Consider the following 12,806-nt stretch of genomic DNA (forward strand, 5'->3'; position numbering starts at 1 on the left):
CGGTCATGCTTGGCAAACTTGTAGAACGCGCGCTCACCTTGCGCCTTGCCGTTATCGGCCTCGCAGTATTGCTGGCAGGCCTTGGCGGCTGGTCCTTCCTCAACCTGCCGATTGACGCTTTTCCGGACATCAGCACCACACAGGTGAAGATCATCCTGAAGGCTCCGGGGATGACGCCCGAGGAAGTGGAAAGCCGCGTTGTCACCCCGATTGAAATGGAGATGCTCGGCATCCCCGAACAAACCGTGCTGCGCTCGGTCGCCAAATACGCGATTGCCGATATCACCATCGATTTTACCGATAGCACCGATATCTACTGGGCACGCCAGCAGGTTGCCGAACGCTTGAGCGCTGTCATTGCCGATCTGCCGCCAAGCGTCGAAGGCGGGCTTGCCCCGATTTCTACGCCGCTATCCGAAATGTTCATGTTCACCATCGAAGGGCCGTTGTCGCTGGGCGAAAAGCGCCGCGTGCTGGATTGGACGATCCGCCCTGCCCTGCGCACCGTGCCGGGGGTGGCCGATGTCAATTCACTGGGCGGCTTTGCCGAAACCTTCGAAGTTGTCCCCAATAGCGCTGCACTGTCTGCAACCGGTCTTTCCACCGCCGATCTGGTCGCTGCGATAGAAGCCAGCAACCGCAACGATGGCGCTGGCCGGTTGACCAACGGGGAAGAGGCGCTGATTGTGCGCGCCACCGGAGCGATCCGCAGCCTTGCCGATCTTTCCGCCGTCGTCGTCCGCGCAACCGGCGGTGCGGTCGCGCGCGTCGGCGATGTAGCACAAGTGCGCATAGGCAGCCTCACCCGCTATGGTGCAGTCAGCAAAAACGGCACGGGCGAGGCGGTTCAAGGGCTGGTTATCGGCCTGCGCGGTGCGGATGCGGCCAAAGTGGTTGAAGGCGTTAAGGCACGGCTTGCGGAAATCCAGCCGAGCCTGCCCGAAGGCACCAGCGTTGACGTGTTCTACGACCGGTCGGATCTGATCAACAGCGCGGTCGGCACCGTCGAATCCGCACTGCTTGAAGCCACAGTGCTGGTGGTGATCCTGTTGCTCCTGTTCCTGGGCGATGTGCGCGCCTCGATCATCGTTGCGCTGGCTTTGCCGATGGCCGTCTTGCTGACGTTCATCTTCATGCGCTCCGTCGGCCTGACCGCCAATCTGATGAGCCTTGGCGGTCTTGCCATTGCGGTCGGCATCCTTGTCGACGGCGCGGTTGTGGTGGTCGAGAATGTGGTCGAGAGGCTGTCTGATCCGCAGCATGCGGCAACGGGCAAGCTGCGCAATGTGTTTATCGCCGTTGCCGAAGTGGCCAAGCCGGTCACGTATGGCCTTGCGATCATTGCCATCGTGTTCTTGCCGCTGCTCACGCTGCAAGGGCTGGAGGGCAAGCTGTTCCGGCCGGTTGCGCTGACAATCGTGCTGTCATTGGCCTCGGCGCTGGTACTGTCGCTGACGCTGGTTCCGGTATTGGCGTTTTACCTGCTCAAAGTGAAGGCGGACGCTGACCAGCAGCATCACGAGCCATGGCTGATGCGCCAAATTTCGCCGCGCTATCACGCGCTACTGGAAGGCGCATTTGCCCACAAACGCCGGGTCTTCGCCATTGCGGGAATCGGCCTTGCACTTGCCAGCGTGGCCTATGCCTTCACCGGCAAGACATTCCTGCCGGTAATGGATGAAGGTTCGGTGATCGTGCAGCTAAGCAAGTTACCGTCCATCGCGCTCGATCACAGTGTTGACGGCGATATGAAAGTGCAGCGCGCCATACTGAAGCAGATGCCCGAGGTCGAGGCTGTGATCGCGCGCGTCGGGTCTGACGAGCTTGGCCTTGATCCGATGAGCCCGAACGAAACGGACAGTTTCCTGAAGCTGAGGCCGCGCGAGGAATGGCGCGTGCCGGACAAGGAATGGCTGGTGGATGAACTGCGCAAAGTGATGGAGCAGTTCCCGGGCATCGAACCCACTTTCACGCAGCCCATCGAAATGCGCACCTCCGAAATGCTGACCGGCGCACGCGGCGATCTTGCGATCAAACTGTTCGGCCCGGAAACGGCAGAACTGGCGCGGCTGGCTGGCGTAATCCAGACCCGGCTGGAAGGAATCGAAGGCACCAGCGAGGCGATGACAGTTGCCAACGACCGGGTCGATTACCTGCTGGTCGATATTGATCGCGTTGCCGCAGGCCGGGTCGGGATGCCTGTGGCTGATTTGCAAGACAAGATGCGGGCGCAAATCGAAGGGGTGAGCGCGGGCGTGGTTGCAGATGGTGTGCGCCGCGTGCCGATCATGTTGCGCGGCGATAGTGCCGCTGGCACCGGCGGAAAACTGGATGCCGCGCAGTTCGCCAACCATGTCTATCGCTCGCCGGGCGGCCAACTGGTGCGCGCAAGCGATGTCGCTTCGATCACGCAAGTCGAAGGCCCGGTCAAACTCGAACATGAAGACGGTTCGCGCTTTGCGATGGTGCAGGCCTTCGTCTCGGGGCGCGACATCGTCAGCTATGTCGATGATGCCAAGGCTGACATTACCGCCAACGTGCCGCTGCCACCCGGCTACCGGCTCGAATGGGGCGGGCAGTTCGAAAACCAGCAACGCGCATCGGCGCGGCTGCTGCTGGTGCTTCCGGTCGCGATCCTGCTGATTTTCGCGCTGCTCTATCTCAGCCTTGGCTCGGTGCGCGCCTCGCTGCTGATCCTCACCAACATTCCCTTTGCAGCGGTGGGCGGAATGATCGCACTGGCGCTGTCGGGCGAATATCTCTCGGTGCCTGCATCGGTCGGTTTTATCGCCCTGCTGGGCATTGCCGTGCTCAACGGATTGGTCATGGTCACCTATTTCCGCCAGTTGCGCGAAACCGGGATGCCGCTGGCGCAAGCAGTACGGCGCGGGGCCGAACGGCGGCTGCGCCCGGTGCTGATGACCGCCAGCATCGCCGCCTTCGGGCTTGTGCCGCTGTTGTTCGCGACCGGACCGGGCTCTGAAATCCAGAAGCCACTCGCCATTGTCGTGATCGGCGGACTGGTGACTGCGACTTTGCTAACGCTGGTTTTGCTGCCGATCCTGTACGAACGCTTTGGTGAAGGACCGCAGGACCGGGCCAATGAATTGCCGGAGGCCGGGGCATGAAACGCGCTCTGCTCTCGGCCATGCCTCTGGCATTTCTGCTGACTGCTCCGCTTGCCGCAGAACCGTTCCTGCCGGTGCCCGAAGCCGTTGAACAGGCATTGGTAGAACACCCCCGTGTCACCGCTGCACGCGCCCGGCTTGAAGCAGCGCGCGCCCGCGCCGAGGGCCAGCGCAAGGGCTCTTACGAGTTCACCGTGCAGGGCAGCTTTACCCGCCGCGACGTCAGAAACGGAGCGCAGTTCAGCGAATTTGACGCGCAGATCAACCGTCCGCTGCGCCTTCCAGGCAAAGCGCGCCTTGATCGTACGATTGCGGCGCACAGCACCGATGTGGCCGAAAACGTGGCCGAGGATGCCCGCCACGAAGTCGCCCTGTTGCTAGCGGCGCACTGGTTCGACTGGCTTTCGGCATCGGCGCAGGCCCGTGTCGATCGCGAAGCCGTCGCCAACTATGAAGCCGCGCTGGCAGCTATCGAGCGCCGCAAGACGATGCGCGATGCCGCGCAGCTTGAAGTGGACCGGGCGCAGGCGGCATTGGCGGATGCGCGCCGCACTCTGGAGCAGTCCACCGGCCTTGCCGCCCTTGCCCGCAACCGCCTTTCGGCACAGTTTCCCACGCTGGTTTTGCCCGAGACAGCGCCCGAAGTGCCGCTGCCCGCGATGGCCGTTGCACGCCTGTCGCAGCTTGGCGATATGGTGGTGGCCAACAGCCATCAGGTTGCCGCTGCCAAAGCCGAAAGTGCGCGCACGGCGGCTGTCGCCGACCGCGCGCAAGCAGACCGGATCGCTGATCCCACCGTCGGCCTCAGGCTATTCTCCGAATTTGGCGGTATCGAACAAGGTGCGGGCGTGGTCGTCAGCATGCCGATTGGCGGCGGGCATCGCCGGGCCGTGGCGGACGAGGCCGATGCCGGGGCCTCGGCCGCGCGGGCTGACGAACAGCTCGCGCGCTTCGAAGTGATCGAGGAGGCCACCACCGATGTGACCGAAGCGCGCTTTCGCATCGCGGCCTGGCAGCGCTCACGCGAGAGCGTTGTGGCGCAGATGGCCGCTCTTGAAAAGTTGCGGCGCGGCCAGCAACTGGGCGAGATTGACCTTGCAGACCTGCTGCTGGGCGAAAATCTGGTGCATAGCGCCTTCCGGCTGGAAGCCGAGGCCCGTGTCGAAGCCATGCGCGCGATCACCGAATTGAGAATTGATGCGCATGATCTGTGGCTGGCGGATTGATTGATTAAGCCGCAGCGCGTCCAAGCATGCGACGCATGATCGGCTTGCACCCTTCCAGCAGCAATAGCAGCCCTGCGCCAAGGCCCAGCGCCAAGAACATATCACCTTGGGAAATAGCTCCGAACGCCAACAACTCACGCGCTTGCGGCAGCAGCAGGATCAGTGCTGTCACGGCAGCGATTGCCGCAAGAACATAGCGCAACGCCGAATTGCGCCGGATGACGGCAGTAGCAAGCGAGGCACTGAAGGAGCGGTTGATCAGGATCAGCGCCACGATTTCTGCAACCAGCGCGAAGAACATCAGCGCGCGCAATTCAACGTCGGGCATGCCGGATCGGATCTTCAGGAACAACACCGCAGCCAGCATCGCAAAGGCCAGCCCGCCCTGGAAAACACTCCAGGCGATCATCGGTAGCGAGAACAGCGCTTCTTTCGGATCACGCGGATGGCGTTGCATGATATCGTGTTCATCGCTCTCGGCTTCGAACACGAGCGCGCAAACAGGATCAATCACCATTTCCAGCAGAGCGATATGGATGGGGCCAAACAGGATCGGGAAGCCGAAGAGCAAGGGCAGGAGCGCGAGGCCCGCAATCGGCACATGGACAGCAAAGATGAAGGCCATGGCCTTGCGGATGTTGTCGTAGATTCGCCGCCCAAGCCGCACTGACTGGACGATCGCGCCGAAGTCATCATCGAGCAGCACCATGGCCGAAGCTTCGCGGGCCACGTCGGTGCCGCGTTTGCCCATGGCGATGCCGATATGCGCTGCCTTGAGCGAGGGTGCATCGTTTACACCATCACCCGTCATCGCCACCACTTCGCCATCGGTTTTGTAAGCCTGAACAATGCGCAGTTTTTGTTCGGGCATGATCCGCGCGAAAACGGTCACTGTCTTCAGCCGTTCTGCCAATTGTGCATCGTCCAGCGCACCAAGGTCGGCTCCGGTCAGAACATCGCCCTCCGCAATGCCCGCCTGTGTGGCGATGGATCGCGCGGTGGCCGCATAATCGCCGGTGATCATTACCACGCGAATGCCCGCGCTGCGGCATTCCGCCACTGCACCCGGCACGCTGGCCCGCAGCGGATCAGAGAGGCCGACGAGACCTGCGAGTTCGTATGTATAGCCCGCCTGCGTTTCCGGCCAATTCCGGTCGGCAGGAGCGGCCCGGGCAACAGCCAGAACGCGAATGCCGCGCTCGGCCATCGTATCGACGGCGGCGTGCAGTTGATCCATAGCTGCTGATGGCAATTGGCAAAGTTCCGCGATGGCTTCGGGCGCGCCTTTGGCGGCAAGGTGCAACACGCCGCCATTGTCCCAAACATTAGCCATCACCAGCAGATCGGGCCTGAGGCCATAGGCGTGGGCCAGATGGCCTTGTGCCGGGGCAATAGCCGGAATGGCAGAGCGGGCAGCGTGAAGCGCAATATCCATCGGATCAGTGGGTTCAGGCGCGCTCGCCAGCGCTGCGGTCTGGATCAGTGTGTGAAAAACATCCGGGACTTCAGACCCTTGCACAATCCGGAAGGTTTCGCCCGAGGGCAACCATACCTCACCAAGCGACATGCGATTTTCGGTCAGTGTACCGGTCTTGTCGGTGCACAATACCGTTGCAGACCCAAGAGTCTCAATCGCTGCTGCCCGCCGGGTCAGCACGCCTACTTTGCCGATCCGCCAAGCACCCATGGCCAGGAACACGGTCAGAACAACCGGAAACTCCTCGGGCAGCATCGACATGCCAATAGCAATGCCGGCCAGCACAGCCTCGATCCAGCCTCCGCGCAACAAACCATAGAGCAGGACAACCAGCAACGCGATCACGCCACCGCCCAGCGCACACCAGCGCACAATCCGCATCGTCTCGATCCGCAGACGCGGCGCTTCGGTATCAAGCGAGGCGAGCGATTGCCCGATCTTGCCGATTTCACTGCGCGGACCGGTTGCCAATACCCGGGCCATGCCACTGCCGCGCGTTACAATCGAGCCGGAGAACACATAAGGCAGCGCCTCCCCGCCCGGTCGCGCAACTTCTGGCGAGGCACCGGCAACTGACGCAATCTTGCCTACCGGAAGGGATTCGCCGGTCAGCAGCGATTCATCGGCTTCAAGCTCGATGGCCTTTATCACAAGCGCATCTGCGGCAACCCGGTCGCCCTGTTCCAGCAGCAGAAGATCATCACAAACCACGTCGCGTCCAGCGATGCGCACCTGCGCACCATCGCGGATGACCAAAGCGCGCGGGGCAGACAAATCGCGCAGCGCCTCGAGCACGTGTTCAGTGCGCGTTTCCTGTACAACGGTAATGATGATCGAGAAGCTGGCAAAACCGAGCAGGATCAACGCTTCGGCCAAATCACCCAACAGAAGATAAGCTATTCCGCCAATCAGCAACAGCGCCAGCATAGGCTCGCGCACCACTTCCAAAGCGATGCGCCAAACCGAACGAGAGCCTGCGCGTGGCAATTCGTTGTAGCCATCAGCCGCCAGCTTGGCCTGCGCTGCTTCAGCGGTAAGGCCGGTTTGATGAGGGGCATCAATCATCGCCGCGCCCGCTGCCGCTGCTGCTGCCGTCACCACCGTCTGAAGCGCTGCGATGGCAGCGCGCGTAATTGTCGATGTTCCTGATGCCTTCTTCAAAATGCTCTGCGCGGATTTGCGCTGGCTGATGCTCGTGGCAGCCATAGCACGTATATGCCGTAAGCTTGCCTCCTGCATGACATGTTATGTGTTTATCGGCTTTGTACTTGCGCGATCACAGCACAGACCACCCAGAGCGCGGCAGCAAGAATGCTATGGCCAGACCCCATCGTTGGTCCCGCCGATGGGGGGAATTTTGGAAAACCAGTATTGGCGCCACTCATAATAATCGCAGCGACGATAGTTTCAAAAAAGTCCGCAAAATCGAATTGCCTCGCAATCACGATAGACTAACCGCCAAGTCAACGCTTTTTAAGGATTGTCCGATGGCTGTTGAAGTGCTGCTCCCGAAGCTTGGGTTTTCGATGAACGAAGGTCAGATCGCCGAATGGCTGGTGCAAGACGGCGCGCAAGTGAACGAAGGCGATCCGCTGTTCCTGCTAGAAGCCGATAAGTCGACCAATGAAGTTGAAGCCCCGGCCAGCGGCACGCTGAGCATCCAGGCTGTTGTGGGTGAAACCTACGAAGTTGGAACAGTTATCGCTTACATCGAATAGGCGCGGGCAACTCAGAAAATGGGGTTGATTCAATGACCGAGATCATCGGACCGTTTATGCGCGATGATTGCGCAGCTTTTCTTAAGGCTTTCCTCGCGCAACCGTGCCAGCCAACAGCGAAGCGAGGGTACTGATTGATGCTGCACAGCTTTTTTCGGGCTATCCGGAATTTACGGTATCGGGCGGCAAAGGTGCGCGCATTGCCGTTACTTATGCCGAAGCGCTTTACGATGAAAAGCGCCACAAGGGTGATCGCAACGATGTGGGCAACCGCAAGGCCATCGGGCTGGAAGATGTCTTTTTGCCCGATGGTGGCGCTGATCGAACGTTCCGTCCGCTGTGGTGGCGCACATGGCGCTATCTTCAGATCGACGTAAAAACAGGCGCTGAGCCAGTGCAGCTTGGCGGCATGGCTGTGCATGAAACCGGCTATCCCTTTGCTGAAAAGGCGTGGTTCCGCAGCAGCGATCCACAGCTTGATCGCATTTGGAACATTGGCTGGCAAACCCTGAAGGTCAACGCCCATGAAACGTACATGGACAGTTCGTACTGGGAACAACTGCAATACGTGGGTGACACCCGGGTTGAGGCCGAGATTGCCGATGCTGTCAGTGGCGATCCTCGGCTTGTGCGCAATTCTATCGATGCTTTCGGCGATTCCATGAACGCAGAAGGCATGATTCAATCAGCCTATCCTTCCAGCACAGAAAACGTCATTCCCACGTTCGGCCTGTTCTGGATCGGCATGATGCACGACTACTGGATGCGCCAGCCCGACATTGGCGTTGTGAAGCGTAACCTGCCCAAGGCGCAGCGTGTGCTCAATTGGTACGCGCCGCACGTGGCGTCCAATGGCCTGCTCACGCGCAATCCGGGCTGGAACTTTGTGGATTGGGTGGGAGATCCGCCTATGGCGCGCGACGCTTTCCCTTCGTTCGACAAAGCTTCGAACACGTCTTGCCTCACCTCGTTGATCTATCTCGGCGCATTGCGTGAAGCTGCTGATATGGAATTCGCGCTGGGCCAAGCCCCCCTTGCCCAAGCGCATCTTGACCAGGCATCCAGACTGTCGTCCGCAATTGAGAAAAACTGCTGGGACGCCACACGCCAATTGTATGCAGATGATCCCTCGCATGCGGTTTACAGCCAACATACCAATGCCTTGGCCGTGCTCTATGATGTTGCGGGTCCAGCGAAGGCGCAGGATATCGTTGCGCGCATTGTTGGCAAGGAGGGTATCGATCCCCCATCAGGCATCCTGGCTACCAGCTACTATTTCGCGTGGTATCTTAATCGGGCTATCGTTCACGCAGGCCTGGGTGATCGGTACATTGATCTGCTCAGCACATGGCGCGGGCTGGATGCGCCGAACTTCACGACATGGCCTGAGGCGCGCGGTAACACCCGATCAGATAGCCACGCATGGAGCGCGCATCCCACGGCGGGCCTGTTGGGACTTGTCGCCGGGATTCAGCCCGCAGCGCCGGGTTATGGGCGGGTTCGCATTGCCCCGCATCCGGGTAATCTCAAGACATTCGATGCAGCGGCAGCCACCCCCTCAGGGCTGGTGCGCGTCCGCTATGCTGCAAATGCGGATCGCCGCACGTTCAAGCTTACCATGCCAAAGCGTTTGGCCGGTGATTTCATCTGGCAGGGTTCAACCCGCAAGTTAAAGCCCGGCACCAATACTTTTTCGGTTGAAGCCAAATAAGCAAATCCCGGCCTCTGCGCTGCAGAGACCGGGAGCAACGTGGCTCAGACGATGCCAGCGCCGAGGCCCACGGCTTTGCGCTCTTGCGCCTTGCGGCTGCGGTATTGGCTCAAGCGATAGGCTTCGAGTACATCGATAGCGCCGCCTGCTTCCATGCGCGCTTTGGCAAGAATAGGTGCAACATCAATGTTGTACGCCCGGCGGAGCGCCTGGAACGCCATCATAGTGTCGTTCGAGGCTTGCGCCGCGTGCAGCGCTTCACGATCAACCAGACTGGCCTTGGCATAGCATTGCGCGATGGCTTCGGCTGACGACAGCATCGATTCAATCGGATCGGTTACGTTGTGCGATTGATCTATCATATAGCTGGGGTTGAAACCGTCACGCGGGTTCATCTCGGCTTCGATCAGTTCATTGAACACCAGAAACAACTGATGCGGGTTGATACTGCCGCTGTCGAGATCGTCATCGCCATACTTGCTGTCGTTGAAGTGGAAGCCGCCAAGCTTGCCGAAGCGATGCAGGCGGGCAACGATCTGTTCGATGTTGACGTTTGGCGCATGGTGGCCAAGATCAACTAGGCATTTGGCCTTGGGACCAAGCTCCTGCGCCGCAAGGATGGACGAGCCCCAATCGGAAATGACAGTGGAATAGAACGCCGGTTCGAACATCTTGTGTTCCAGCAGCATCCGCCAATCATCCGGCAAAGCGGCGTAAATCTTCGAGGCCGCCTCAAGATAGCGGTCAAGGCTGCCGGCAAAATCTTGCTGGCCGGGGAAGTTGGTGCCATCGCCAACCCACACGGTCAGATCGGTTGACCCCAGTTGGCGGCCGATTTCGATGCATTCGATGTTGTGATCAACCGCTTGCTGGCGCGTGGCGGCATCCTGCGCGGCGAGCGAACCGTTGGCATAAGTGTGCACCTGCGCCTGCTGGTCTTGGAATGTGTTGGAATTCACCGCGTCCCAACCAAGGCCAAGGGCCGCTGCTTCCTCACGCAGGGCCTTGAAATCGCTAACCTTGTCCCAAGGGAAGTGAGGCGAGACACGTGGCGTCACCTGGCTCAATTGGTTGATGACGGCGCAATCTTCCAACTTTTCATGAATGTTGGTCGGCTCACCGGCAATCGGGAACTTGGCAAAGCGTGTGCCGCCACGGCCCGCGCCCCACGATGGCACCGCCACCGAGAACCCGGCAACGCGCCGCTTGATCGCGTCAATATCGATCCCGGTACGCGCCAGCTTGCGGCCCAAGGCAGTGTAATCTTCGTCCAGCGCTTCGGCTTGAACCGCGTTGCGTTCGGCGATCAAGTCAGCCGAGATGGGCAGTTGTGACATGGTAATCCTCTCCGGGAATCTTATCGCGTAAACGCTTGTGCGTTGCCCGCATCGACATTGATCATATTGCCGGTGGACTTGGCCGACATGTCACTGGCGAGGAAATAGACAGCTTCGGCGATGTCTTCTGGCAGAACGTCGCGGCCCAGCATCGAACGCTTGCGATAATGCTCTTCCAGCTCTGCGCCTGAATCGATGCCGTGCGCGCCAGCTCGTTCCTTGCGCCAGTCACCATCCCAGATGCGGCTGCCCTTTATCACGGCATCAGGATTGACGACGTTGACGCGGATGCCGTGCGGTGCGCCTTCAAGCGCGAGGCAGCGCGCCAGATGGTTGGCCGCAGCCTTGGCCGAAGCATAAGCGCTGGCATTGGTTGCAGCGGCAACCCCGTTCTTCGAGCCGATGAACACGACCGATGCGCCGCCTTGCGCCTTCATCCGCTTGAGCAGAGGCCATGCCGAACGCGAGGTCAGGAAATAGCCCTGCGCCAGCACATCATAATTGCGGTTCCACAGTGCGATGGTGGTTTCTTCCAGCGGTGCGGAACTGGCGATCCCGGCATTGGCAACCAGAATGTCCAACCCGCCAAATTCACGCGAGGCCGCATCAAATGCCGCCTGCACTTGCACTTCATCGGTCACATCACAAACCACGGCGCGGACCACATCCTTGCCATATTGCTTGGCAAAACCGGCGCGGACATCTTCAACCGAGGTGGCATCGCGATCTGCCAGCATCACACATGCGCCATCTTTCAACAGACGGGCTGCCGAAGCAGCGCCGATGCCACCTGCCCCGCCGGTGACCAAAGCGATCTTGCCCACCATTGGCTTGGGCGCAGGCATGCGCTGCAACTTGGCTTCTTCGAGCAGCCAGTATTCGATATCGAAAGCTTCCTGCTCATCCAGCGCGATGTAATCACCGATGGCTTCGGCACCGCGCATTACATTGATAGCATTGCCATAGAATTCGCCGGCAAGGCGTGCAATGGTCTTGTCGCCTGCAAAGGTGATCCGACCAACGCCGGGGACGAGCACGACGACAGGATTGGCATCGCGCATCTTCGGCGAATTGGCGCGCTTGCAGCGTTCGTAATAGGCCGCATACATCTCACGATAAGCCGCGATCTTTTCCGCAAGATAAGTGTCATCTTGCAGCTTTGCCGGATCGAGCGTCAGTGGCGCAATTTTGGTGCGCAGGAAGTGGTCGGGGCAGGAAGTGCCAAGGCCCGCCAAGCGTTCAAATTCTGCGCTGCCGACAAATTCAAGCGCTTCGGCATCATCCGAGTAATGGGCCAGCTTCGGCCGCGCGCCCGTCATCAAGCCGCGAAGGCGTGGCATCAAATCAGCAGCGACAGCCGCGCGATCAGCGTGTGGCGCCACAATTTGGCCACCAAATGCCGGTTTTTCGCCCATTTTTACGTTAAGGTGCGCAGCGGCCTCGGCAATCAGCTTTACGGTGTGTTCGTAGCAAGCCTTGGCGCTGTCGGCCCAGCAGATGATGCCATGGCCAGCCAGCATCACGCCTTCAACATGCGGATTTGCCGCGACAAAATCGCGCAGCATCACGCCCAGCGTATAGCCCGGACGCTTCCATGGCAGCCAGCCAATCTTGCCACCCCAGATTTCCTGTGTTGCCGCTTCACCGCCCGACGATGCGGCCAAGGCGATGATTGCATCTGGATGAACGTGATCAACATGCGCGAATGGCAGCAATGAATGCAGCGGCGTATCGATGCTGGCCGCGCGACCATTCAGATTGAATGTGCAGTGCGGCAGATAGCCCACCATCTTGTCGTCATCATCGGGGCCGCCATAATGGGCTTCCAAGCCCAGCAGCTTGGCCTGATAAAGCGTTGAAAAGCCATCAAGCTTCATCGATCCGATATCACCGCCCGATCCCTTGACCCACAGCACATCGACAGTTTCGCCGGTAAGCGGATCAACTTCCTGCAACTTGGCGGAGGTATTCCCGCCGCCAAAGTTGGTCACCGTCAAGTCCGAGCCCAGCAGATTCGAGCGGTATAACAACTGTTCGGCAGGTGAAAGTGTGGCAGCAACAGCATCGTCCCAACGGCTGGTTGGAATGACGAAAGGAAGGGCGGCGCTAGCGATGGTTGGCGAAATCGTCGTTTGCACGTTCATGGCATCCCTGCAATCAAAATTGCCGACTTAGGGCCGGTTGGATAAGGAGTTAGCATTTGATCTAG

At 59.9% G+C, this 12,806-nt stretch carries 7 protein-coding genes; 4 read left to right on the plus strand and 3 right to left on the minus strand.

The genetic code is table 11. The features are described 5' to 3' along the window. The first annotated feature begins 5 nt into the window (after nucleotides 1-5). The gene (locus IP81_RS02830; protein WP_054106441.1) at nucleotides 6-3,128 is read left to right on the plus strand and encodes an efflux RND transporter permease subunit; all 3,123 of its coding nucleotides are present in this window, start codon (nucleotides 6-8) and stop codon (nucleotides 3,126-3,128) included. Further along, entirely contained in the window at nucleotides 3,125-4,354 is a 1,230-nt protein-coding gene (locus IP81_RS02835; RefSeq protein WP_054106442.1) for a TolC family protein, read from the plus strand. The genes IP81_RS02830 and IP81_RS02835 overlap by 4 nt, the downstream gene beginning before the upstream one ends. Nucleotides 4,355-4,358: 4 nt before the next feature. On the opposite strand, the gene IP81_RS02840 is transcribed toward IP81_RS02835, so the two are convergent. Then, complete coding sequence (locus tag IP81_RS02840; RefSeq protein ID WP_054106497.1) at nucleotides 4,359-6,896, minus strand: cation-translocating P-type ATPase; 2,538 nt, start codon at nucleotides 6,894-6,896, stop codon at nucleotides 4,359-4,361. Nucleotides 6,897-7,318: 422 nt separating this feature from the next. Here IP81_RS02840 and IP81_RS02845 point away from each other — a divergent pair, with 422 nt between their 5' ends. Together IP81_RS02845 and IP81_RS02850 are read left to right on the plus strand one after the other, a co-directional pair. After that, nucleotides 7,319-7,549: a biotin/lipoyl-containing protein gene (locus IP81_RS02845; RefSeq protein ID WP_054106443.1), complete on the plus strand. Its 231-nt coding sequence runs from the start codon at nucleotides 7,319-7,321 to the stop codon at nucleotides 7,547-7,549. 103 nt (nucleotides 7,550-7,652) lie between these two features. Further along, nucleotides 7,653-9,260, plus strand: a complete 1,608-nt coding sequence (locus IP81_RS02850) for a family 78 glycoside hydrolase catalytic domain (RefSeq protein WP_054106444.1) — start codon at nucleotides 7,653-7,655, stop codon at nucleotides 9,258-9,260. A 44-nt stretch (nucleotides 9,261-9,304) separates the two neighbouring features. Here the strand turns inward: IP81_RS02850 and IP81_RS02855 are convergent, their stop codons facing one another. Then, nucleotides 9,305-10,597, minus strand: coding sequence for a TIM barrel protein (locus tag IP81_RS02855; protein ID WP_054106445.1), 1,293 nt, complete (start codon nucleotides 10,595-10,597; stop codon nucleotides 9,305-9,307). Nucleotides 10,598-10,617: 20 nt separating this feature from the next. Then, nucleotides 10,618-12,741 carry a bifunctional rhamnulose-1-phosphate aldolase/short-chain dehydrogenase gene (locus IP81_RS02860; RefSeq protein WP_054106446.1) on the minus strand — a complete coding sequence of 708 codons (2,124 nt, stop codon included), beginning with the start codon at nucleotides 12,739-12,741 and terminating at the stop codon, nucleotides 10,618-10,620. Nucleotides 12,742-12,806 lie beyond the last annotated feature (65 nt).

Origin of the sequence: Novosphingobium sp. AAP83 (assembly GCF_001295795.1) — a bacterium.
Classification (GTDB): Bacteria; Pseudomonadota; Alphaproteobacteria; order Sphingomonadales; family Sphingomonadaceae; genus Novosphingobium.

Bases quoted from the DNA above. Each gene is read 5' to 3' on its own strand.
- IP81_RS02830 (WP_054106441.1), top strand. From the start codon at position 6: ATGCTTGGCAAACTTGTAGAACGCGCGCTCACCTTGCGCCTTGCCGTT.
- IP81_RS02835 (WP_054106442.1), top strand. From the start codon at position 3,125: ATGAAACGCGCTCTGCTCTCGGCCATGCCTCTGGCATTTCTGCTGACT.
- IP81_RS02840 (WP_054106497.1), bottom strand. From the start codon at position 6,896: ATGATTGATGCCCCTCATCAAACCGGCCTTACCGCTGAAGCAGCGCAG.
- IP81_RS02845 (WP_054106443.1), top strand. From the start codon at position 7,319: ATGGCTGTTGAAGTGCTGCTCCCGAAGCTTGGGTTTTCGATGAACGAA.
- IP81_RS02855 (WP_054106445.1), bottom strand. From the start codon at position 10,597: ATGTCACAACTGCCCATCTCGGCTGACTTGATCGCCGAACGCAACGCG.
- IP81_RS02860 (WP_054106446.1), bottom strand. From the start codon at position 12,741: ATGAACGTGCAAACGACGATTTCGCCAACCATCGCTAGCGCCGCCCTT.